The following is a 22,084-nucleotide window of genomic DNA, read 5'->3' as shown; positions in this document are numbered from 1 at the left end:
GCTGCTGCCACCCGCGCCCATTCACGGCGTTTTGGGCCAGGACGTCCCCGGCTGGACGACCCACGAACAGGCGACATCGTCGCCCCCGACAGCGGGTCAGCGCGCGTAGGCGGCGAACAATATCCAGGAAAGGTCGGGCCAACGACCTTTCACCCACTCCAGTTGGACCTCGCGGAGGGCGACGTCGAGTCGCGTGCCGTCCGCCCGACTCTTGTGCACGATTGCGGCCGCGGTCTTGCCGGCGGAGAAGTCCCCGACGTTGTCGATACAAGCTACGACCTGCTCCGCCCCGCCGGCGAGCGCCGCCATCACGAAGTTCAGCGGCTCGGCGTGTTCGACGTTCACCAGCCGGCCGACCTGGCACGACGCGATGAGCAACGACTGCGGCCAGCGCAGCATGAGTGCCCTGCCAGCACTGATGGGGGCGTCGGGCAGCAGCAATGTCTGGCCGAGACCGACGCCCTCGCCGTGCGAGGCAATGTGTGCGAAGCGCCAGTGCCCGGTCCGCTGCGACAGCGCGGCGGCGAGCGTGCCGGGCACGTCCACAGGGCAGGCGTCCTGCTCGAGGGCGCACTCGCTGAGCGGCACCCATCCATCTTTTCGCGCCGAAATACCCCAGGCTTCCCGTTCGCGTTCGGTACCGACCCCGTGGCTGCCCCCACCGGTCTTCGAGACCAACTGGATCAGCGCCGGACCGGTGGCGGGAGCGGTGGTCGGACCTGACAGGAAGGTCAGCACCGGCGTCTGGGTGAGAACGGCTCGCTCCACCAGGCGCGTCTGCCCGTCGATCCGGAGGGCCGCCCAGGGCATCAGGCTGAGCGCGGAGTGCGCCGAGATCACCAGCGGCACGGGTTCCTCGGCGAGTTTCAGCGCGTCGCGCAGCTGCGGCGGTATGAGTTGCTCGCCGAGTTCCTGCCAGTCGACACCGCCGGCTAGGACATCGGCCAGCTTGACCGTCGGAGGGCTGATCGCCGTGATGAACGCCGAGAGAGCCTCGCCCACCGTGAGCTGACAGAAGTTGACCGTGCCGGTAGGCCCGATGAGCGTCCGGAACCATGAGATCTCGGCGGTGACGGTGTCCGGAAGGCCGACGAAGTCGAGCGCGTAGCGGTCGCCCACCGAGTCGATCACCCGCGCGACGTTCGCCGGTACTGGCACGACAGCGTCCGCGAGGAGCGGTGAAACCGCATGTTCGATGCGGAGCCGCAGATCCGCGAGGAGCTTCGCGCTTTCCGCGTTCGCCCCACCGAGTTGCTGTCCCGACTCCACCTCGACCACCTGGTCCAGTAGCGTGCGCAGTCGCCGACCCGTCCGCCACGTCCTCCAGTTGCTCTCGACGTCGAACCGATCGGCGCGCATCCGGGCGGCGAATCCGGACTGCTTCGCCGAAAGGCTCACCCGTAGGCCGAGTTCGGCGGCCTGACGGCCTGGTAGCGCCGCGGCGGCGCGGGCGATGTCGCCGTAGATGCGTCGGATCGCCGCCGCGAGCGGGCTGCCGGAACGGGAGATCACCCGCCACCGGTCACGGATCCCTTCGATGGAGCGGAGTGCGCTGCCCAAGTGGTCGATGGCCCGGTTGACGGCCGCCAGCGGGAGGGGGCCCTCGTCGATGAGCAGGTCCGCACGCGCCAACGACAGCAGCAGATCTTCGATGTCGTACTGGGCGGCGCGCCCTCCGGTCCTGTGGAGATACCGCTGAGCTTCGGCGAGCCGCTTGGTCGCACCGTCGCGATCACCTTCCGCCCAGGCGCCGAGGGCGAAGGCGTAGTCGATGCGGTGACGGCTGACGAACTTACTGGGCGCGACCGCCTTCCAGTACCCGTGGAGCTCCGACTCACGCAGTAGGGGCCGGACCTTCGCTGCCTCGCCGTTGAGCAGGTACCCGGCTGCCAACTCGTAATGGAATTGGGCGCGGAAGATGTCGGCGCCGGTGCCGACGAATTCGTTGTCATCCCGCTCAGCCAGGGCCATCGCGGCCAGACGGTTACCGCGGATCCGGCGATCACGGGCCGCCCGGTACCGGATCGTCCGTCCTCTGTACAGGTCCTTGTCGAGATCTACGCCGGCCAAGGTCTCGCGATCCGTCTCCAACCTCGCAAGCGCCTGCTCGTAGAAGGTGGCGACGTTGGCGTGGTCCGGGGGTTGAAGGTCAACCTTGAGTAGAGCGCAGAGCCCGACGATGACACCGGCACCGTCCTGTGCGTCCAGCCATGTCGACGACGAGACTCGTTCGGTGGCCGCGCTTCGGGCGGTGTCGCAGTACATCTTCAGTGCCTCGGAGAAGAGTTCCGTCTCCTGCCTGAACACGTGTTCGGTCGGCATGCCTTCCCGCACGATGTCGACCGCGGCCTCGGCGTCACGAGCGAGCATCATCAGATCGTCGCGCGCGAGTATCCGACGAACCGCAGGGGACAGCGCGCCATCAGAGGACATCGGCCGAGTATTCGGCCGCCGTCGATCAGCCGTCAATCGTGCGATCGGGGCAGCCGGTAGTCAGGATGCCGATACACGGTCCCCATTGACTGGAGCCGCGATTCTGATGAAGTGGGTGACCATGGATGAGGCGGATCGGAATGACCTGGCGTACCTGGTAGAGAAGATCATCGACAGCGAGTTCGACGACTCCGACTGGAGACGGGTCGAACGTGCTCTCACGCTGATGGATCAGTCACGCGGCACCGGTGACGAGGACTGGACCCTGGGCAGAAATGAGCTGTTCAACCTGCTGGAGAGATATCAGCGCACGGTCCTGGGCCTGCGCAATACGCTCCCGGATCGGAACGACAAGCCCGCTTCGCAGCCGATACGAGAAAAGGCGGTCCAGTTGTTGCACAACATCGGACATATACCCCGCCAGGAGCGGCGTGTCGATGACTCCGCGTAGACCCGCCCTGATCGTCCACACGTTGTTTTCGGTCGGTCCGGCTACGGGGTCGTCGGGTCCGTCGACCTCGACCTCGACGGCCGATGCGCTGTCGGAGCTGTGGAGTGGGCTGGCCCGCCTCGACCTGACCGAACCCATCGCACCGCACCAGAGGGACCTGCCCGAAGGCCCCGGTCCCGCGACACAGAATCTGCGAGTGCTGGCCGCACGGCAACGGGTGGTTCCGGATGCGTACTACGAGGCCCTGGCATTCCGGCGCGGCGACATCGTCGGCGTGAGCGTGTTGCTCGCACCCAACGACGACGGTGTCGGCTGGCAGGAGTTGAGCGACCGATGGCGGTCCGCGGTTCCGGCGACGTCCGGCGTGGAACTCAGCACGACGACGGTCTACCTTGGGCTGTCTGACCAACGTCGCATCAACTGGCTCGGCGGGCGGGTGGGGGAGGCGAGCTGGGCACGGCGGATACATCGGCAACTGCCCGTACCGGCCAAGCCGGGTTGGGCGACGTCCTGGAGCCGTATCGCCGACAGGCTGCTGATGTGGGACCTGCCGGCCGGTGATGGGTACGCTCAGCGCCAATATCTCGTCCTGGCTGACGTTGCCGACGAGAAAGCATTGGACAGGTTGACGTGGGTGGACGACGGCCAGGTTCTGCCTCCGCTCACCAGGTACGTGTTGTGCGCGGCCGAACTCCGGCATCAGGAGAAGGTGCTCGAGGCAGCCATGCCGGGGTTACGTGCCGCGATCGAGAGGACCGACCGGGCTTGCGAAACCCTCGCCGACCTACTGCGTGCGACTGAGCCGTCCGATCGGCAGCTGCGGGCCGCGGCGCTGGAGTTGTCCACCGTCCAGGCCGAGGGAAGCGGGCTGATCGCGGCCACGGCCGATGCCAGCAAGATGATCGAGACGGTGCGGGGGATCCGGGACAACATGGAAGCGGCACTCGGCCGCGATGTGCACCACCGGCCCGGTGGAACGTTGGACCAGGACCGCGGGCGTGCGGTCTGGCTGACTGATCAGCTCCGTGTCGAGCTGACCTATATCGACTCGACGTGGCGCAAGGCCGACCAGCTCAATCGTCTCGCGGCCGCCGTGGTGGGTGAGCGACATCGTCGCAGGCAGGAGGTGTTGACGCTCATCCAGGCGTCGATCCTGGGCAGCCTGCTGATGGGACTGGCCGCCATCCAGAGCCTTCAGTACCAGGTTCCGCTCGCCGGGCCGCTGGTGGCGCCGGCGATCTGTGCGCTGGGGATCGTGGCGCTACTGCTTCCCGCAGCCGTGTTGCACTGGCCGCATCGGCGTGCCGCGGCACCCCGACGCCGATGGATCATGGCGGGTGGGTCGGTCCTGGGGGCTGCCCTCGGTTGGCTGGTGAGCAGCATCGTCTGGTGGCGGGTCTGGGACGTGTCGGCACCCCCGGCGTGGTCGGCTGTCCTGGCCGTCACCGGTGCGGTGGTGGTGGCGTCGGCGGCCTTGGCGCAGATCCGTCTGTGGCAGTCAAGACCCGCCCCGGGGGTTGCCGCCGTTGAGCGGCTGCCTGCCCGGTCGACCATCGGTTGAGGGCAACATGGATTTCGCGTTCGCCACCGAGCCCGGCCCGGACCGGCCCAACGAGGATCACGTCATCGTGTCAGCCGGGTTGGCAATCGTCCTCGACGGTGTCACCCAACTACCCGGCCTGGAGACGGGTTGTGTGCATGATCCGGTGTGGTTGGTTCAGGAGTTGGGTAACTGCCTGGTGGAGGCGTTGACGCTGCAGCCGGCAGCACCTCTGGGCGGCATCCTCGCGGAAGCGATCGGGCAGCTGCGCGGTTGCCACGAGGGTCGGTGTGACCTGACGAACCCGAACAGCCCGTCGTCCACCGTCGCGATCGCGCGCGAGCGGGGCAGTCAGATGGACTACCTGGTGCTGTGCGACTCGTCGGTGGTGTACGAGGACAGTTCCGGTGTCACCGTCGTCCACGATGACCGCACGGAGAGCCTGCCAGCCTACGACCGACACACAGTGGCTCGACTGCGCAACCAACCGGGTGGTTTCTGGGTCGCCTCGACTGATCCGGCCGCTGCGGCCGAGGCGGTGACGGGCAGCGTGGCTCTTGACGGGCTGCGCCGATTGCTGCTCTGCACCGACGGGGTTTCGCGGCTCACTGAGTTTTTCGGGATCAGCTGGACTGAAGTATTCGGGTTGATCGAGCGTTCCGGGCCGCGAGCGGCTATCGATCTGGTTCGAGAGTATGAAATGAACTGCTCGGGGTTGCTGGCTCGACCGGGGCGGCGTCGGGTCAAGCGGCACGACGACGCCACACTTGCGGTACTTCGCTCGGCGAGTCGAACGGGCGCCCTGGACGCCGGTCCTGTTGTGTGACGGAATTCCGACGGTGTTATTGCATTGACGGGCGCGAGCCGGTTCAATACTGCCGTTCTGACCTGGCGGGATGGCCATCACCACACGCGCCAACCCGCACCCGTACCGTTGCCGCACGATCATTCATGACCGGACGTCGTGGCATTGCGCGCCGGCTCCCTGGTCCGACGGGATGTGCCAGCTGTGATCGAGGAAACCGACAGCCCGATGTCCTCCGACGACCTGTATCGAGCTGCGGCCATGGACGCCAAGACGTTGCAGGATCGGATCTTGTCGGCCGCCGGGAACAGCATCGACGTCAGCGACGGGCATGTGGCCGCACTCGCGCTCGCGAATGCTCTCCTCGCCGTGGTGCAGGAGTACCTTGAGCGGACATCGGACGAGCATGACGTGGAGCTGTTTCTGGAGGTCAACGGAAGGCAGCCCCACGATGTCGGGTCGTGGCCGGTGAACATCCTGACGGGCCTGCGGCTGCGGCGGACCTCGGCCGACGACCAGCGCACGATCTGTGAGCGCGCGGTGCAACTGGCTGTGCGACGGATCCGACCACTGCCTGGATCTTGACCGGCGTCCTCCCCTGACCGCCGCGATCGTCGCCAACGCGCCCTCCGGCGATCAGTAGGCTGGCACCGTGACAACCACGTTTGCTGATCTCACCACGATGCGGGTTGGCGGTCCGATCGGCCGCCTACTCGTCCCGGAGACCACCCCGGAGGCGGTCGAACTTCTGCGTCGGACGACCGCCGCCGGCGAATCCCTGCTGGTGATGGGAGGTGGATCGAATCTGGTGGTTGGCGAGGTCGGCTGGGACGGCACGGTCATCAGGATGGCCACCTCGGAGTTCGACATCAACCGCGAGCTCGTTACCGCGGCGGCGGGAGTGGAGTGGGACCACCTCGTCAAGGCCACCCTCGACGAAGGGCTGGCGGGGCTGGAGGCACTGTCAGGTATCCCCGGGCTGGTTGGGGGCACGCCGGTGCAGAACGTCGGCGCCTTCGGCACGGAGACCGCAGACGTTCTCGAGTCGCTGACCGTCTATGACCGGCAGACCGGCGCCCAGGAGCGGTGGGCCGCTGAACGCTGCGGGTTCGGTAGCCACCGGCAGTCCGTCTTCAAGCACAGCGACCGCTGGGTCGTGCTGGACGTGACGTACCGCCTGCGCCGCAGCGACCAGTCGAGACCGATCAGGTACGCGGAGCTTGCCGCGAAACTGGGGATCGAGGTCGGCGGAACCGCCGCTCCGGCCGACGTACGCGAAGCGGTTCTGGCTCTCCGCCGCGGCAGGGGCATGGTCCTCGACCCTCAGGATCACGACACCTGGAGCGTCGGGTCGTTCTTCATCAACCCGGTCCTCGCCACAGTGCCGGACCGTGCCCGGGAGTGCCCCCGATACCCCGATGCCAAGGGCACGAAGTTGCCGGCGGCATGGTTGATCGAGCATTCCGATTTCCCCCGTGGATACGGTCACGAGTGGGGGAACGGGTCGGTGGCGTTGTCCAGTCGTCACGCGCTTGCCGTGACCAACCGGGGTGGTGCCACGACCTCCGAGGTCATGAAGTTCGCGGCGCACATCCGGGAGGGCGTCGAAGCTCGCTTCGGTATCCGGCTCGGCCCCGAGTGCGATCTCGTGAACTGCTCGTTCTGAGGCGCGAAACGGCATCCCGAGCAGCATCGCCCTTGGCTCGCCAACGGCACTGTCGTCTAGAGTCGGGGGACGGGGCGTAGCGACTCCTCCTATCCACTCGTCACGAGTCCCGGCGAAGGAGAAGCATGGTCAGCTTCGATGCTGTCGCCCTTCCGAGTTGCGAGCCGGATTTCCAACCTCAGGCGGTGGCCGAGGAAATCCACACGTGGATCTCCTCGGAGCCAATGCGCGCGCTCGTCAGCGAGTACGGCGCTTCGTTACCGCCGGCCAGCGTTGGCGACCTTCTGGCCTGGCTGGATGCCTTCTCGGACGAGCACTGGGACTTTCGCAAGCACGGCAAGGTTGAACGCGACCAGGTGAAGGCGCCGAGCTTCCTGCCGGATCGAGTCGACCTCATCCTCGCCGCGGCGACCGCACTGCGCCTCGTTCACCCCGATCGGCCCCCGCACTCCACCTACGACCATCTGCTCGTCCTGGGGGGCCTCGGCCGCGCATGCCTGCAGCGCACCGAGTACGCGGCCCAGCTGGTCCGCGACAACATCGTCGTCGTTCCGAAGGTGGCGGCGCTCGGCAGCTTCCGCCCGCTCACCGAGACGGAAACCATCCTTTCTGGGCTCGCCAGCAGTCGCTTCGAAGTGGACGCGATGGACGTCGGCGTTCGCGTCGGGTTTGGCCTCGATGATCCCGCGCGTTCGGAATCTTCTGACGGTGCAGTCACGCACCAGTCCTGGCAGGCCCGAACGTATCGGGCTGTCGACGGCCCCGAGGTGCACGTCTTGGCGGCGCCGTCCAGCGAGCCCGAGTCGCGCCGCGCAAACACCCCGGACACGTACGAGTTCTGGGCACGCCGCTTCAGCCTCCGGTCGACCGACCGGATCCTCGTCATCACCTCCTCGATCTATGTGCCGTTCCAACACAGTGACGCGATCCGCATGCTCGCGATGCGGTATGGGTGTGGGATCGACACCATCGGTTTCGACCCTGGGAAGGTCACGATCCCGATGGCGGCCGAGGCCACCGGCCCCGACCGGTACCTGCAGGAGATTCGATCCGGGATTCTGTCGATGCGACGGCTGCACCATGCGCTGGCCGGAAGCATTCTGGCGTGACCGCCGTCTTCCCGGCCGTACCGTTGCCCGGCACGGTTCTGGGCGGTGACAGACCCGCCCGGCTGATCGACGACATTACGGCCTGGGTTGATTCGTCGGCAATGGCCGCCCTGCTGCGGGAGTTCGGCTATGCGCCGTTGCCAGGCGGTCCACTCGCTCAGCGGCTGGCCGCCCTCGAGCAGATCTCAGCCAAGCGTTGGGACTACCGGGGTGGGCTCCTGGAGCGCAGCCAGGCGGTGGGGGAGTATTTCGAGCCGACCGTCGACGCGCAGATCCGATCCGCGGCCAGATCGCTGGGGTTGGCGGGGCGCTCGACGCCGCTGAGGCGGCAATATGACCATGTTCTGGTGCTCGGCGGCGGTGTCCGCACGATGATGGCCCGCGCGCACCTGGCCGCCACGATCCTCCGCGAGGGTGTCAGTGCAAGCTCCGTCGCGGGTCTCGGCAGTCTCCGCGTACTCGATGGTCAGGGCGGAATCGTACGCGAGTTGGGGTTGGGCGAATGTGTGACCGAGTTCGACGCGGTCGACGAGGCGTTGCGCCATGCCTTCGGCGCGGCGGCCGGGGCCGACCAGCGGTCCGGTGAGACCGAGACCGGCCAACCCTGGTTGGTGCGTTCCTACCCCGACCTGCGTCCACCGATGCACGCGCTGGCCGCGCCGTCTATGCGACCGGGTCAGCGTGCGAACACCGCGGACACTCTGACCGGTTGGGCGGAGTTCGTACAGGAGACGCGGGTCGGCAGGCGGCTACTGCTCGTCACGACCGACGTCTTCGTCCCGTTTCAGCACTGTGACGCGGTCCGACTTCTGGGTCTCCGATATGGCTGCGAGGTGGAGACGGTGGGTTTCGACAACGCGTCCAATTCGTGGGTCGAGCCGACGGAGACCTTTCTGATCCTTCAGGAGGTCCGGTCGGCGATCCGGGCGATGCAGGCGCTGTACCAGGCAGTGGCCTACAACGAGAGCTGACCAACGCGGCCGGCCCGGCAGCGGCGCGATGACGCCCGTTGGCCATCGTTCATGGCGGCCGGCAACAAGGTGCTCGATCACCTGATCCAGCGCGACCTCCAGGCGAGTGGCCGCCGTCCGGTCCGTCCGGCAGACGGGCGAGGCTCGACGATAATCCTGTCCGATAATGAGCAACATGCTGGCGGCCGGGCAGGGGAGGCCCAGCGCCTCATGAGGCGGGTGTCTGCTGCTCTGCACACGTGCCCCGACAGCCTGGAGGGGTCGAGCCTGCACAGTTGCCGCTTCTTCCTCAACAGCTGATCCTGGTGTTCACGCCTCCTCGCCGCCATCAGCGTGTTCTTCGTGACCGCGTTCTCGGGACTTTGTCGAGGTCGATGGCGGAGGCCGCGAGGGGTCGACGGCCTTCGGCTCCTCTCGGGGTTGATGTAGGGCGATAGTGAGTCCGAAAATGGTCAGTGATGTGATCTTTGATTTCTTCGGCCACTGAAACCATGCCCTGTTGTCGCGGGTGTTGGTCCAGGGCGACGAGTCCACGCGGATGCTGCACAAGCGCTGTTCGCGCTCCCGGTCACCAGGACCACCGCCCGCCGAGCCCGGGCCGGGGCCCGCCATGATCGTGCTCGATCCATGATGTAGTGCCCTCCAGGCGCGAGGTGGGGACTACATCCACGATCGAGCGCGATCAAGGCGTGCCCCGGCCCGGGCTCGGCGGGGCGGGGGCGGCGGCGGGTGTGCGGGGGTCAGGGGGTGGTGGGGAACAGGCGGGCGTGCAGGGCGGCCGGGTCGGTGACCTCGGGCAGGTCGCGGGCGGCGAGCCAGGCTGCGGCGGCGGCGCCGTCACCGGCGGTACGCAGCGGCGCGTTCGGCCAGTGCCGGGCGATCTCGGTGCGGACGGCGGTGGCCAGTGGGGTGTCCGCGGTGAGCAGTCCTCCGCCGAGTACGACGGGTGTCACCGCCTCGGCGGGGCGGATTCGGCTCACGCTTGCGGCCAGCTGGGTCGCGGCTTCGGCGATCAGCGCGACGGCGACGGGTTCGCCCTGGCTGGCGGCGGTCACGACCAGCGGGGCCAGTCGGGCCAGCTCGACCGGTGCTTGTCGGGTCACGGCCTGGATTGTGGCGTCGACGGTGGCCCGCGGGCGGGCGGCGATCTGGGCGCTGCCGACCAGTTCGGTGAGCACCGCCGTGGCCAGCGCGCCGGGTGTGCGGCCGATGTCCAGGTCGGCGAGCAGTCGGCGTACCGCTTCGCGACCGAGCCAGAAGCCGGAGCCGGTGTCGCCGAGGAGCCAGCCGTGACCGTCGGCGATCCGGTCGAGTCGCAGGTCGTGGACCTGCGCGGTGATCGCCCCGGTGCCGGCGATGAGGATGGTTCCGTCTGGGGCGGCGCTGCCGGAGGCGTAGGCGACCAGGGCGTCGCCGTGTACCGCGTACGGGCAACGTAGGCCGGCGTCGTGCCAGGCCCGGTCGAAGGCGGCCCGCCCGGCGGGGTCGGCGAGCAGTCGACCCGCCCCGGCCAGCCCGATGGTGCCGGCGACGACGCGTGCCGGGTCGAGGTCGGTGAGCGCCTCGCGTAGCGCGGTCAGCAGTTCGGCGGCGGCGCGTTCGGCGCCGTGACTGGTGGGGTTGCCGCCGCCGGCACGGCCGGTGCCGAGGCGTTGCCCGGTGAGGGTCAGGGCGGTCGCCCGGGTGGACGTGCCGCCGACATCGAGACCGACCACGACGGTGTCGGACATCGGCACGGGCCTCCTTGCGTGGTACGGCGTTCGGGCCTGTTCATGCTGGTCGGCGACGTCTTGCGGGGCAAGTTCCGGCGGTCGCGGAGGGCTGTGCGCCAGGTAACAGTTTGAAAACTTCGCCCACAGTCTTGACACAGAGGGGCGTTCAGTAAGAACTTTTACCACTAACAGTTAACAGTCTTTTCGGAAAGGTGAGGCGACCCATGGTTGATCACGAGGTGGACACCGCCGCGGGGACCGCGGTGGTCGACGCCGACGCGATCGACCGGCGGAACGCTCTCGGATCGACCTCCGACGGCGTCCTGGCCCGCGTCCGCAACGGGCTCGGCGAATTGACCGGAGCCCTGCGCCGGGTCGCCGAGCACGTGCTGAGCGACCCGGAGGCGGCTGCCCGATCCACCATCGTCGAGTTGGCCGAGCGCAGCGGCACCTCGCCGGCGACCATCACCCGCTTCTGCCGGGCGATGGGCTTCGAGGGGTACGCCGACCTGCGGCTGGGCATCGCCTCCGAGACCGGTCGGGCCCGCTCGGCCGGCTGGACCATCGACATCGGACGCGAGATCCAGCCGAGCGACCCGCTCGCCCGGGTGCTCGACCAGATCATGGCCGCCGACACCCGTGCCATGCACGACACCGCCACCCTCCTCGATCTCACCGAGGTGGAGCGGGCCGCCGTGGCGATCGCCGGCGCCAACAGAGTGAACATCTTCGGTGCCAGCGGCAGCGCCCTGGTCGGCGAGGAGATGCAGTTCAGCCTGCACCGCATCGGCGTGGCCGCGTGGGCGTGGAACGACGTGCACGAGGGGCTGGCCAGCGCCGCGTTGCTGCGCAGCGGGGACGTGGCGCTCGGCATCTCGCACACCGGGCAGACCCGGGAGACGATCGAGATGCTCGCCGAGGCGGGCAGCCGGGGCGCCACCACGCTCGCGCTCACCGGCTTCCCCCGGTCGCCGTTGGCCGAGCTGGCCGACATCGTGCTGCTCACGGCCAGCCAGGCGACGACCTTCCGACCGGACGCGCTCTCCGCCCGGCACCCCCAACTGGTGGTGCTCGACCTGCTCTACATCGCCGTCGCCCAACGCACGCACGACCGTGCGCACGCGGCCTTCCGGCGTACCGCGCAGGCCGTCGACGGGCACAAGGCAGCGAAGGGAGTCCTGTCATGATCAGCGCTCAGGGGTACGCGGACGCGGTCCGCCCGCTGCTCGACCGACTGCTCGACTCGGAGGCCGACGGGATCACCCGGGCCGCTGATCTCATCGCCGACAGCCTGCGCGACGGCGGCGTGCTCCAGGCGTTCGGCGCCGGGCACTCCGAGGCGTTCGCCGCCGAGCTGGTTGCCCGGGCCGGCGGGCTGGTTCCCACCAACCGGCTCTCGGTGCGGGACCTGGTCGTGCACGGTGACGCCCCGCGTGACGTGCTCGCCGACCCGAAGCTGGAACGCGACCCCTCCATCGCCCACCAGATCTACGCGCTCGCGGCACCTCAGCCGCGCGACGTGTTCGTGGTGGCGTCCCAATCCGGCATCAACGGCTCGGTGGTCGAGCTGGCGGCGCTGGTCACCGAGCGCGGTCACCCGTTGATCGCGGTCACCTCGGTCGAGCACACCGCACGGGTCGCTCCACGGCACCCGTCCGGGCATCGGCTCGCCGACCTCGCCGACGTCGTGCTGGACAATGGCGCGCCGTACGGCGATGCACTGCTGCCGCTCGAGGGCGGCGGCGCGGTCTGTGCGGTTTCCTCGGTCACGACGGCGCTGCTGGCGCAGCTGCTGACCGCGGAGGTCGTACGACGGTTCCACCAGGCCGGGGAGGTACCCCCTATCTACCTCTCCGCCAACGTCCCCGGCGGGGACGAGCACAACATCGCCCTCGAGTCGCGGTACGCCGGGCGTCTCCGGCGCACTGCCTGACCCGAATTCCACAAGGAGAGACGACGATGTCGATTACCCCCGAACAGCCGGCCGCACTCGACCGTCGCACGGTGCTGCGCCGCGCCGCGGCCGTGGGCATGCTCGCCACTCCGGCCATCGGCCTGCTGAGCGCCTGCGCCACCAGCGGCAGCGACAAGGAGACCGAGCAGGTTGCCGGCGGCACCAAGAGCGCGAAGAACCCGCTGGGCGTCAAGGAGGACGCCGCGATCGAGGTGATCATCTTCAACGGCGGTTACGGCGAGAAGTACGCCACCGACGTGCACGAGCCGCTGTACAAGACGGCGTTCCCCAAGTCCGAGGTCAAGCACCAGGCGACCCAGGCGGTCTCCACGGTGCTCCAGCCGCGGTTCGCCGGCGGTAACCCGCCGGAGTTCGTCAACAACTCGGGCGAGAAGTTCCTCGACTTCGGTGCGCTGGTCAACGACGGCCAGCTGCAGGACCTCACCGAGCTGTGGGACGCCCCGTCGGTCGACGACCCGAGCAAGAAGGTCCGCGACACCGTCATCCCGGGTGTTGTCGAGCAGGGCATGTTCAACACCGCCGACGGGGGGCGCAAGCCGTTCGTCCTGTACTACGTCTCGACGGTCTACGGCATCTGGTACTCCGGCAAGCTCTTCAAGGACAACGGTTGGACGGCGCCCACCAGCTGGGAGCAGTTCAAGGCGCTGTGCGAGCAGATCAAGGCCAAGGGCATCACGCCGTACGGCTATGCCGGGTCGAACGCGGCCTACTACCAGTGGAACGTGATCCTCACGCAGGCCGCGAAGATCGGCGGCACCGATGTCCTGAAGAACATCGACAACCTGGAGGACGGTGCCTGGAAGCAGGACGCTGTCAAGCAGGCTGCGGAGGCATGGGCCGAGATCGGCGCGAAGTACTCGGACAAGAGCTTCGAGGGGCTCAAGCACACCGACGTGCAGCTGCGGCAGAACCAGGGCAAGCTCGCCTTCTACCCGTCCGGCGACTGGCTGGAGAACGAGCAGAAGAAGGACACGCCGGAGGGCTTCACGTACCAGCTCATGCCGGTGCCCGGTCTCACCGCGTCGGACAAGCTGCCGGCGGCCGCTATCCGGGCGGCCGGTGGCGAGGGATACTTCGTCTCGTCCAAGAGCAAGAACCCGCGTGGCGGTATGGAGTACATGCGCCAGATGCTCTCCAAGGCGGGCGCCCGGGGCTTCACCGAGACCGTCGGTGCGGCCACGGTGGTGCCGGCCGGCAGCGAGGGCTTCCAGTTCCCGCCGGGTGTCGCCAGCGCGCAGGCTGCGCTGAAGGCGGCCGGCAAGGACGTGTTCAACATGCTCTTCGACAACTGGTACAAGGAACTCGACACGGAGGCGCGGACCGCCACCAACGAGCTGATGTTCGGCCGGATCAACGCGGACGCTTTCGTGGAGCGGATCCAGAAGCGCGCCGACGCGATCAAGAAGGACAGCTCCGTCACCAAGTTCAAGCGCTGATCGGAGCGTAGGGATCATGCGGCACGGCAAGTACCCATTCGTGATCGGGTTCCTGTTCGCCCCGGTCGCGCTGTACGTGACTTTCGTGATCTGGCCGTACGCGCAGGCGTTCTGGATCTCGATGACCAACTGGCGAGGGCTGTCCGCCCCGCAGTGGGTGGGGTTCGACAACTACCGGAGGCTGCTTGACGACGGGGCCTTCTGGAAGGCGGTCCAGCACCACGGCGTACTGCTGCTTGCCCTGCCGCTGATCACCGTTGCCATCGCCCTGTTCTTCGCCTTCCTGCTGAACGTGGGCGGCAAGAGCAGCGGCGGGCAACGCCAGGGGGTCTGGGGGGCGAAGTTCTACCGGGTGGTGTTCTTCTTCCCCCAGGTCCTCGCGGTGGCCATCATCGCGGTGCTGTTCCAGATGGTGTACCGACCGAACGAGTCCGGCCTGATCAACGGCGTGCTGATGGAGTTCGGCCTGGAGCCGGTCCTCTTCCTGGTCAAGCCGAACCTGGCTCTGTGGTCGATCATCGCGGTCCTCGTCTGGCAGGCCGTCGGCTTCTACGTGGTGCTCTTCTCGGCCGGGATGGCCTCCATCCCGGGCGAGATCTACGAGGCCGCCGAGATGGACGGCGCCTCCAGAGTCACCCTGTTCTTCCGGGTCACCCTGCCGCTGCTGTGGGACACCCTCCAGGTGGCCTGGGTGTACCTCGGCATCGCGGCGTTCGACGCGTTCGCCATCGTCGCGGTGCTCTCGGTGGACGGTGGTGGCCCGGACGGCGCCACCACCGTCCTGGCGATGGAGATCTACCGCAACGCGTTCGTCTACTCGAAGTACGGTTACGCCTCGGCGATGGGCGTGGCGCTGTTCTTCCTCACCCTCACGTTCGCGGCGCTGACGCTGCGGCTCACCAAGCGGGAAAGCGTGGAGTACTGATGAACCCGCAGTCGACGCTGCCGCCGACACCGGCGGCGCTACCGCCCAAGACCGGCGACCCGAACGCCGCCGGTGGGCGGGGGAGCAAGGACCCCCGCTCGGAGGTACGGCTCTTCGCCGGCCTGGGGCACGTCGCGCTCGCCGTCTGGGCGGTGATCGTGATCGTGCCGATCATCTGGACCTTTCTCGCCGCGTTCAAGAACACCAGCGAGATCTTCAGCAGCCCGTGGACGCTCCCGGCGGAGCTGCGCTGGGAGAATTTCGGGCGGGCCTGGACCAAGGCGCACATCGGCCGGTACTTCCTGAACAGCGTGATTGTGGTGTCGTGCAGCACGTTCCTCACCATGCTGCTCGGCTCGATGGCCGCGTACGTGCTGGCCCGGTACAAGTTCTGGGGCAACCGGGCGGTCTACTTCCTCTTCGTCTCGGGCTTGGCCTTCCCGGTCTTCCTGGCCCTGGTGCCGCTCTTCTTCGTGGTGAAGAACCTGGGCCTGCTGGACACGCACACCGGCGTGGTGCTGGTCTACAGCGCGTACTCGTTGCCGTTCACGGTGTTCTTCCTGGCCGCGTTCTTCAAGACGCTGCCGTCGTCGGTGGCCGAGGCGGGGATGATCGACGGCTGTGGGCACACCCGGCTGTTCTTCCAGGTCATGATGCCGATGGCGAAGCCGGGCCTGATCAGCGTGGCGATCTTCAACATCATCGGTCAGTGGGCGCAGTACCAGCTTCCGTTGGTGCTGCTCTCCAACGCCAAGGACAAGTGGGTGCTCACCCAGGGCATCGCCGACATCTCGGTCAACGCCGGCTACGAGGCGGACTGGTCCGGGTTGTTCGCCGCGCTGACCATCGCCATCCTTCCGATGATCATCGTGTACGCGGTCTTCCAACGCCAGATCCAGGCCGGCCTCACCTCCGGCGCCGTCAAGTAGCCGGTCACCTCGGGCGCTCGTCGGCCTGACTGTGCCAGGAGTGCCAGAGTGCCGCGTACGCCCCGTCGGCAGCCACGAGGTCGTCGTGGCTGCCGATCTCGGTGATCCGGCCGTCCGCCAGCACCGCGACCCGGTCGGCGTCGTGTGCGGTGTTGAGCCGGTGCGCGATCGCGATGACGGTCCGCCCGACCAGCACGGCGGCCAGCGCCCGCTCGGTACGACGGGCGGTGGTCGGGTCGAGGGCTGCCGTCGCCTCGTCCAGGATCAGCGTGTGCGGGTCGGCGAGCACCAGCCGGGCCAGCGCGAGCTGCTGTGCCTCGGCCGCGCCGAGCTGCCGGGCCCCGTCGCCGAGTTGGGTGTCCAGGTCGTCGGGCAGCCCCGCGAACCAGTCGGCACCCACGCTGATCAGTGCGGAGCGCATCTGCTCGTCGGAGGCGTCGGGCGCGGCGAAGGAAAGGTTGTCGCGCACCGAGCCGATGAAGACATGGTGTTCCTGAGTGACCAGCGCGATCCGGCGGCGTCGCTCGGCGGGGTCGAGGTCGGTGACCGGGCAACCGCCGATGCTGACGACGCCCTGACGTGGCGCGTCGATCCCGGCCAGCAGCCGGGCCAGGGTGGACTTGCCGGCACCCGACGGACCGACGACGGCCAGTCGCTCACCGGGCTGCACCTCCAGGTCGATGCCGTGCAGCACGTCCGGGCCCCCGGCGTAGGAGAACCGCGCCCCACGGACGACGAGTCGCTCTCCCTGTGACGTTGCCGTCCGGCCGGGCGGCTCCGGCGGGACCATGCCGACGCCGAGCACGCGGGCGTACGACGCGAAGCCGCGCTGCGCCTGCTCCGTCCACTGCAGCAGCCGGTCCATCGGCTCGATCGCCTGTTGCAGGTAGAGCGCGGCGGCGACCACCGCGCCGAGCGAGACGATGTCCCTGGAGAGCAGGTAGCCGCCGACGAGCAGGACCAGGGCGACCGGCAGCGGGTAACTGGCCTCGACGACCGAGAAGAACACCGTACGCAGCGCCAGGGTCGCTCGTCGGGCCTGCCACACCCGGGTGATCCGGCTGGTGCCATGCCGGATCCGGTCGCCGGTCAGCCGCAGCGCCTCCACCGTGCGGGCGCCCTCGGCGGTGGTGGTCAGTGTCTCCGTCAACTCGGCCGACGCCGCGCCCTCGGTGAGGTACGCGGGACTGGCCCGCCGCAGATACCAGCGGGTGACCGCCACGATCGACGGGAGCCCGGCCAGCGCTGCCAGCCCGAGCAGCGGGTGCAGGAGGAAGACCGCCCCGAAGAGCAACGTCAACTGCACCACGGCGATGACGATGGTGGGCACCACGTCCCGGACGGTGGTGCCCACCATCGCCACGTCGACCGAACTGCGGGTGGCCAGGTCCCCGGCGCCGGCGCGTTCGACGACCGAGACCGGCAGGCCGAGGGTCCGGGAGACGAACTCCTCGCGCAGTTCGGCGACGGCCCGCTCACCGAAGCGGTGGCCGGCGTACTGGGCGTACCGGGAGAGCAACGCGCTGACCAGGACGCAGCCGGCGATGGCCAGCGCCAGCCGGTCCACCGAGGCCACGCCCGCGCCCTCGGTGACCCGGTCGACGATGGTGCCCAGCAGCCACGGTGGGGCCAGCCCGACGACCGCCGCGGCGCTGTGCAGCGCCAGTACGATCCCGACCGCGCGACGGTGCCGGCTGATCATGTCCCGCAACGCCCGGCGTACGGTGCGGCGCTCGGCCACGGGCAGCCGGGTCACCGGTACGCCTCCTCAATGTCGGCGGGCTGCTCGATGTCCGGATCCTCGCTGCCTCGGGCCACCAGGTGCCGGTAGTCGGCGTCGTGGTCGAGCAGGCCGACGTGGCTGCCGGTGGCGGTGATCCGGCCGGCGCTCAGGTGCGCGACCAGGTCGGCTCGGCCGAGCAGCAGGGGCGACGTGGCGATCACCACGGTGGTTCGCCCGGCCCGCGCGGCGTGCAGCCGCTCGGCGATCCGAGCCTCGGTGTGCGCGTCCACCGCCGATGTCGGGTCGATGAGGATCAGCACCTCCGGCTCGGTGCGGAGCGCCCGGGCCAGGCGGACCCGTTGGCGCTGACCGCCGGACAGTGTCCGGGCTCGGGCGTCGATCGGGGTGTCCAGCCCGGCCGGCAGGGCGTCGACGACGTCTTCGGCCGAGGCGACCCGCAGCGCCGCGCGAATCGGGTCGTCATCGTCGCCTCCGGCGTCGGCGTCATCGTCGCCTCCGGCGTCGGCACCGGGCGGTCGCAGAATGTCCCGCAGGGTCCCGGCGAAGAGGTACGAGTCGTGGTCGGCGACGACGATCCGGGAGCGGACCTCGTCCAGGGCGACCCCGGTCAGCGGCACACCGCCCCAGGTGGTCTCGCTGACGACGTACCGCCCGAGCCGGTCGGCCAGGGCCACGCCCGCTGCCGGGTCGTCTGCCGCCACCCCGGTCAGCCGACCGGCGCGCACGGTCAGCCCGGTCACCGGGTCGTGCAGGTCGGCCGGGCCGGCCGGCGCGGCCACAGCCCCCGGGCGGCGGGCGTCGGGCACAGCCCTCGGCCACCGACGGCCCGGGCCGCCGACATCGTCGGGGCTCACGTTGAGCAGGTCGGCGATCCGCCGGGCGGCGACCCGACCCCGGATCAGTTGGTAACTGCCTTCGAGCAGGAACCAGACCGGCACGATCAGGGTCGCCACGTAGCCGTAGACGGCGACCAACTCACCGATCGTGACGTCACCGGTCACCGCCATCCGCGCCGTCAGCCAGACCACCGCCGCCAGGAACAACCCGGGGACCGCGACGGTCACCGCGTCGATCCAGCTGTTGACCGCGCCCACCCGGTAGCCCTCGGCGCGCAGGTCCTGGGATCTGGCCGCGTACCGTCGGGCGAAGAGGTCCCGGCCGCCCACCCCGGCGAGCACGCGCAGCCCGGCCACGATGTCGCCGGATCGGGCGGTGAGCTCGCCCTGCTGCTGGCGGTAGACCGACTCGGCGCGTTCGAGGCGGCGTAGCAGGGGCAGGACGACCAGCCCGACCACTGGCACTCCCATCAGCACGCAGAGCGCGAGCAGCGGGGAGATCGACCAGAGCACCACGGCGATGACGCCGTATGCGATGACGGCGCCAACGCCCGGCCCGCTCAGCGTCAGCACCTCCGCCGTCCAGTTGATGTCGGAACCGCCGACGGTGGCCACCTCGCCCGAGGCGACCCGGCGCGGTAGCGCGGCGCCGATCCGGGACAGTTGGCGCAGCAGGACCTCCGCCGTGCGGGCCTTGGCGTCTTCCCGGATGAAGGTCATCGTGCGGTGCCGCATGGTGCCGACGTATGACAGGGCCACTCCGGCGACGATGATCGCCGCCACCCAGAGCGCCAGGGCCCGGGCGTCACGTGCACGAAGCCCGTCGTCGACCGCACGGGCGATCAGGTAGGGCCGTGCCGACAGCCCGATCATCCAGGTCGTTCCGAGCAGGCTGCCGCGCAGCACCCGCCAAGGCTGGCAGCGGATCAACCACCAGAGATATCGCATCGGACCGCGGGTGTCCGGAGTGCCAGGATCGGGATGCGGGATCTGCGGAGGCACCACGTCACGCTACCGGTCCGCTCCGACAGCCCACCGACCCGGCAAACCTGGGGAGCGTCTCACTTCCTGTCAGAGGGGAGGGGCAGAATCGCGTTCGTGCTGGTGGCGGTGGTGGCTGATGAGCGGGGTGGGGGAGTGCTGTGCCCGCTGGACGCCGCCGGCCGACCGGCCGGCGCGACGGAGATCGTCGCCGACCTGGTCGCCGCCGTCGCCGCGCGGGAGGCCGCCGAGCACCCACGCTGGGTCTGGTCGACCGCCGCATCCGTCTACCCGGGGCTGCTGCGCGCCGGCGTCCGGGTCGACCGGTGCCACGACGTGGAGTTGACCGAGGCGCTGCTGCTCGGGCACGCCGGCCGCTGGGGCGAGCCCCGGTCACTGGCCGCCGCCTGGGCCCGGTTGACCGGCGTGGCGGTGCCACCCGACCCACCGCCGCGCGCCGCAGCGCCTCCCGGGCACGGCCAGGGCGCGCTCTTCGACACGCTGCCCGGCCCGCCGGGGCCGGGCATCGACGCCCTGACCCAGGTGTACGCCGACCAACTCGCCCGCATCGCTGCCACCGAGCACCCGGGCCGGTTCCGGTTGCTGGTGGCCGCCGAGTCGGCCGGCGCGCTGGTCGCTGTGGAGATGGGCGCCGCCGGGCTGCCCTGGCGCGCCGACGTGCACGACGAGATCCTCACCGAGCTGCTCGGTGAGGCGTCCCCGGTCGGTGGGCCGCCCCGCCGACTGGCCGACCTGGCAGCCCAGATCGCGGACGCGTTCGGCGTACGTCGTTTGCACGCCGACTCCCCGGCCGAGCTGTTGAAGGCGTTCGCCCGGGTCGGGGTGGAGCTACCCAACACCCGGGCCTGGGTGCTGCGCGGGGTGGACCATCCGGCGGTGCCGCTCGTGCTGGAATACAAGGAGCTCTACCGGATCTGGACGGCGCACAGCTGGTCGTGGCGCGAGCAGTGGGTGCAGGGTGGCCGGTTCCAACCGGAGTACGTGCCGGGCGGGGTGGTCTCCGGCCGCTGGGCCACCCGGGGTGGTGGCGCGCTGCAGATCCCGAAGGTGATCCGGCGTGCGGTGATGGCCGATCCGGGCTGGCGGTTGGTGGTCGCCGACGCCGGCCAGTTGGAGCCCCGGGTGCTCGCCGCTGTCTCCGGTGACGCCCGACTGGCGGCGGCGGGTGGGGCCGGCGACCTCTACGCCGCACTGGCCCGCGACTCGTTCGGCGGTGACCGGGCCAAGGCCAAGGTGGCCCTGCTCGGCGCGATGTACGGGCAGACCGGTGGCGCCGCGGTGCCCGCGTTGGCCGTGCTGAAGCGCAGTTACCCGACGGCGTTCGGTTACGTCGAGGCGGCGGCGCGCACCGGTGAGGCGGGCGGGTTGGTGCGGTCGTGGCTGGGGCGGACGTGTCCACCCGGTTCGCTCGGGTTCGGTGATCCCGACGACGCGCCGTCCGATCCGGACGGGGCGGCCGACCCGCACAGTCCCCGGGCCCGGGCCGCGCGGTCCCGGGGGCGCTTCACGCGTAACTTCGTCATCCAGGCGACCGCCGCCGAGTGGGCCTCCACGTTGCTGGCGACGTTGCGTACGGAGTTGGCCGGCACCGACGCGGAGCTGGTGTTCTTCCAGCACGATGAGGTGATCGTGCACGCTCCCGCCGATCAGGCTGCCGCGGTCGCCGAGGCTGTCACCCGCTCCGGTGAGCGGGCCTCCGCGCTGCTGTTCGGTGCGACGCCGGTCCGGTTCCCGCTGGACCTGTCCATCGTCGACTGCTACGCCGACGCCGCCTGACGGGCATTGTGTCCGTACCGGGAGGTGCCGGGGCGTGTAACGGTTGTGCTATTTCTCCTTTTCGCCCCGCTACTCTCGGCCGGCCGTCCTCGTTGCAGTGTCCGTAGGAGGGGGCGGATCGGTCGCGGTCGCTCCCATGGTTGAGGGGGCGCAGCTGAACCGGATCGCAGGAATGATCATCGCCGCGGGCGGGGGACGACGGATCGGTGGTCCCGAGGCGCTGCTGCACCAGGGCGAGAAGCCCCTGGTCAACCAGATGATCGACACGATGACCACGGCGGGCTGCGAGCAGATCGTGGTCGTGCTGGGTGCCGCCGCTGACCAGGTCCGGGAAACCGCCGACCTGGGCAAGGCCACCGTAGTGATCAACAAGGCGTGGGGCACCGGGGTCGGCTCGTCGATCCGGGCCGGTCTGGCCGCAATGGACGACGAGGGAGTCGAGGCGGTGGTGGTGGTTCCCGTCGACATGCCGGGCCTGACCGCCGCAGCGGTCCGCCGGGTGGCCGCGTTGCCGTATCCGGACGTGCTGGTCTGTGCCACCTACGACGGGCTGCGCGGCTACCCGATGCTCTTCGGCCGTCGGCACTGGCCCGGGATCGCCACGCTGGCCAGCGCCGACGTGGGCGCCCGGCCGTACCTGCTGGCGCACAAGGACCAGATCGTCGACATCGCCTGCGACTCGGTAGCCGACGGCAGCCGGGTCGACACCCCCGAGTTGATGGCGCTCTATGGCCTGACCGTCCCGCCGCAGCGTGTAGGTGTCTAAACCCACCC

18 protein-coding genes are annotated in these 22,084 nt (G+C 69.4%); 14 read left to right on the top strand and 4 right to left on the bottom strand.

The window, feature by feature from the left end; translation table 11 throughout:
* Nucleotides 1-96: 96 nt before the first annotated feature.
* Nucleotides 97-2,433: a CHAT domain-containing protein gene (locus JOD64_RS04470; RefSeq protein ID WP_204941039.1), complete on the bottom strand. Its 2,337-nt coding sequence runs from the start codon at nt 2,431-2,433 to the stop codon at nt 97-99.
* A 115-nt stretch (nt 2,434-2,548) separates the two neighbouring features.
* On the opposite strand from JOD64_RS04470, the gene JOD64_RS04465 reads away from it, so the two are divergent.
* The 7 genes from JOD64_RS04465 (at nt 2,549) to JOD64_RS04435 (ending at nt 8,975) form a co-directional block, all read left to right on the top strand.
* A complete protein-coding gene (locus JOD64_RS04465) occupies nt 2,549-2,884 on the top strand; it encodes a hypothetical protein (RefSeq protein WP_204941038.1) in 336 nt (111 codons plus the stop codon).
* Nucleotides 2,871-4,445, top strand: a complete 1,575-nt coding sequence (locus tag JOD64_RS04460; RefSeq protein ID WP_204941037.1) for a CATRA conflict system CASPASE/TPR repeat-associated protein — start codon at nt 2,871-2,873, stop codon at nt 4,443-4,445. The genes JOD64_RS04465 and JOD64_RS04460 overlap by 14 nt, the downstream gene beginning before the upstream one ends.
* A gap of 7 nt (nt 4,446-4,452) precedes the next feature.
* Nucleotides 4,453-5,250, top strand: a complete 798-nt coding sequence (locus JOD64_RS04455; RefSeq protein ID WP_204941036.1) for a protein phosphatase 2C domain-containing protein — start codon at nt 4,453-4,455, stop codon at nt 5,248-5,250.
* Between the two features lie 183 nt (nt 5,251-5,433).
* Nucleotides 5,434-5,814 (top strand): hypothetical protein, encoded by a 381-nt coding sequence (locus tag JOD64_RS04450; RefSeq protein WP_204941035.1) that lies wholly within the window; start codon nt 5,434-5,436, stop codon nt 5,812-5,814.
* A 67-nt stretch (nt 5,815-5,881) separates the two neighbouring features.
* Entirely contained in the window at nt 5,882-6,895 is a 1,014-nt protein-coding gene (locus JOD64_RS04445; protein ID WP_307813235.1) for a UDP-N-acetylmuramate dehydrogenase, read from the top strand.
* Nucleotides 6,896-7,020: 125 nt separating this feature from the next.
* Nucleotides 7,021-8,004, top strand: coding sequence for a hypothetical protein (locus tag JOD64_RS04440; protein WP_204941034.1), 984 nt, complete (start codon nt 7,021-7,023; stop codon nt 8,002-8,004).
* The gene (locus tag JOD64_RS04435) at nt 8,001-8,975 is read left to right on the top strand and encodes a hypothetical protein (protein WP_204941033.1); all 975 of its coding nucleotides are present in this window, start codon (nt 8,001-8,003) and stop codon (nt 8,973-8,975) included. The genes JOD64_RS04440 and JOD64_RS04435 overlap by 4 nt, the downstream gene beginning before the upstream one ends.
* A gap of 740 nt (nt 8,976-9,715) precedes the next feature.
* Here JOD64_RS04435 and JOD64_RS04430 read toward each other — a convergent pair.
* Nucleotides 9,716-10,705, bottom strand: coding sequence for an N-acetylglucosamine kinase (locus JOD64_RS04430; RefSeq protein ID WP_204941032.1), 990 nt, complete (start codon nt 10,703-10,705; stop codon nt 9,716-9,718).
* Nucleotides 10,706-10,911: 206 nt separating this feature from the next.
* Here JOD64_RS04430 and JOD64_RS04425 point away from each other — a divergent pair, with 206 nt between their 5' ends.
* Genes JOD64_RS04425 through JOD64_RS04405 form a run of 5 tightly spaced genes read left to right on the top strand, consistent with a single transcriptional unit; the run spans nt 10,912 to nt 15,952 of the window.
* A complete protein-coding gene (locus JOD64_RS04425) occupies nt 10,912-11,874 on the top strand; it encodes a MurR/RpiR family transcriptional regulator (protein ID WP_204941031.1) in 963 nt (320 codons plus the stop codon).
* The gene (locus JOD64_RS04420; RefSeq protein WP_204941030.1) at nt 11,871-12,620 is read left to right on the top strand and encodes a sugar isomerase domain-containing protein; all 750 of its coding nucleotides are present in this window, start codon (nt 11,871-11,873) and stop codon (nt 12,618-12,620) included. Before JOD64_RS04425 ends, JOD64_RS04420 begins: the two co-directional genes overlap by 4 nt.
* Nucleotides 12,621-12,646: 26 nt before the next feature.
* Nucleotides 12,647-14,098, top strand: coding sequence for an N-acetylglucosamine/diacetylchitobiose ABC transporter substrate-binding protein (gene ngcE, locus JOD64_RS04415; protein ID WP_204941029.1), 1,452 nt, complete (start codon nt 12,647-12,649; stop codon nt 14,096-14,098).
* Nucleotides 14,099-14,114: 16 nt separating this feature from the next.
* Nucleotides 14,115-15,023 (top strand): carbohydrate ABC transporter permease, encoded by a 909-nt coding sequence (locus JOD64_RS04410; RefSeq protein WP_204941028.1) that lies wholly within the window; start codon nt 14,115-14,117, stop codon nt 15,021-15,023.
* A complete protein-coding gene (locus tag JOD64_RS04405; protein ID WP_204941027.1) occupies nt 15,023-15,952 on the top strand; it encodes a carbohydrate ABC transporter permease in 930 nt (309 codons plus the stop codon). Before JOD64_RS04410 ends, JOD64_RS04405 begins: the two co-directional genes overlap by 1 nt.
* A 4-nt stretch (nt 15,953-15,956) precedes the next feature.
* Here the strand turns inward: JOD64_RS04405 and JOD64_RS04400 are convergent, their stop codons facing one another.
* Both JOD64_RS04400 and JOD64_RS04395 read right to left on the bottom strand, forming a co-directional pair.
* Entirely contained in the window at nt 15,957-17,654 is a 1,698-nt protein-coding gene (locus JOD64_RS04400) for an ABC transporter ATP-binding protein (RefSeq protein WP_239559975.1), read from the bottom strand.
* 50 nt (nt 17,655-17,704) lie between these two features.
* Nucleotides 17,705-19,480, bottom strand: a complete 1,776-nt coding sequence (locus JOD64_RS04395; protein ID WP_239559404.1) for an ABC transporter transmembrane domain-containing protein — start codon at nt 19,478-19,480, stop codon at nt 17,705-17,707.
* Nucleotides 19,481-19,600: 120 nt separating this feature from the next.
* Between JOD64_RS04395 and JOD64_RS04390 the strand changes: the two genes are divergently transcribed.
* Nucleotides 19,601-21,310 carry a bifunctional 3'-5' exonuclease/DNA polymerase gene (locus JOD64_RS04390; protein WP_204945888.1) on the top strand — a complete coding sequence of 570 codons (1,710 nt, stop codon included), beginning with the start codon at nt 19,601-19,603 and terminating at the stop codon, nt 21,308-21,310.
* Nucleotides 21,311-21,482: 172 nt separating this feature from the next.
* Nucleotides 21,483-22,076 (top strand): nucleotidyltransferase family protein, encoded by a 594-nt coding sequence (locus JOD64_RS04385; protein WP_204945887.1) that lies wholly within the window; start codon nt 21,483-21,485, stop codon nt 22,074-22,076.
* The last annotated feature ends 8 nt before the right edge of the window (nt 22,077-22,084 follow it).

The organism is Micromonospora luteifusca, from assembly GCF_016907275.1.
Classification (GTDB): domain Bacteria; phylum Actinomycetota; class Actinomycetes; order Mycobacteriales; family Micromonosporaceae; genus Micromonospora; species Micromonospora luteifusca.
Note: the sequence above shows the minus strand (reverse complement) of the source record. Positions and strands in the feature narration are given on the sequence as shown.

Coding starts and splice junctions, on each gene's coding strand:
- JOD64_RS04400 (WP_239559975.1), bottom strand. CDS start 17,654: ATGATCAGCCGGCACCGTCGCGCGGTCGGGATCGTACTGGCGCTGCAC.
- JOD64_RS04425 (WP_204941031.1), top strand. CDS start 10,912: ATGGTTGATCACGAGGTGGACACCGCCGCGGGGACCGCGGTGGTCGAC.
- JOD64_RS04455 (WP_204941036.1), top strand. CDS start 4,453: ATGGATTTCGCGTTCGCCACCGAGCCCGGCCCGGACCGGCCCAACGAG.
- JOD64_RS04440 (WP_204941034.1), top strand. CDS start 7,021: ATGGTCAGCTTCGATGCTGTCGCCCTTCCGAGTTGCGAGCCGGATTTC.
- JOD64_RS04395 (WP_239559404.1), bottom strand. CDS start 19,480: ATGCGATATCTCTGGTGGTTGATCCGCTGCCAGCCTTGGCGGGTGCTG.
- ngcE (WP_204941029.1), top strand. CDS start 12,647: ATGTCGATTACCCCCGAACAGCCGGCCGCACTCGACCGTCGCACGGTG.
- JOD64_RS04385 (WP_204945887.1), top strand. CDS start 21,483: ATGATCATCGCCGCGGGCGGGGGACGACGGATCGGTGGTCCCGAGGCG.
- JOD64_RS04420 (WP_204941030.1), top strand. CDS start 11,871: ATGATCAGCGCTCAGGGGTACGCGGACGCGGTCCGCCCGCTGCTCGAC.
- JOD64_RS04405 (WP_204941027.1), top strand. CDS start 15,023: ATGAACCCGCAGTCGACGCTGCCGCCGACACCGGCGGCGCTACCGCCC.
- JOD64_RS04430 (WP_204941032.1), bottom strand. CDS start 10,705: ATGTCCGACACCGTCGTGGTCGGTCTCGATGTCGGCGGCACGTCCACC.
- JOD64_RS04410 (WP_204941028.1), top strand. CDS start 14,115: ATGCGGCACGGCAAGTACCCATTCGTGATCGGGTTCCTGTTCGCCCCG.
- JOD64_RS04470 (WP_204941039.1), bottom strand. CDS start 2,433: ATGTCCTCTGATGGCGCGCTGTCCCCTGCGGTTCGTCGGATACTCGCG.
- JOD64_RS04460 (WP_204941037.1), top strand. CDS start 2,871: ATGACTCCGCGTAGACCCGCCCTGATCGTCCACACGTTGTTTTCGGTC.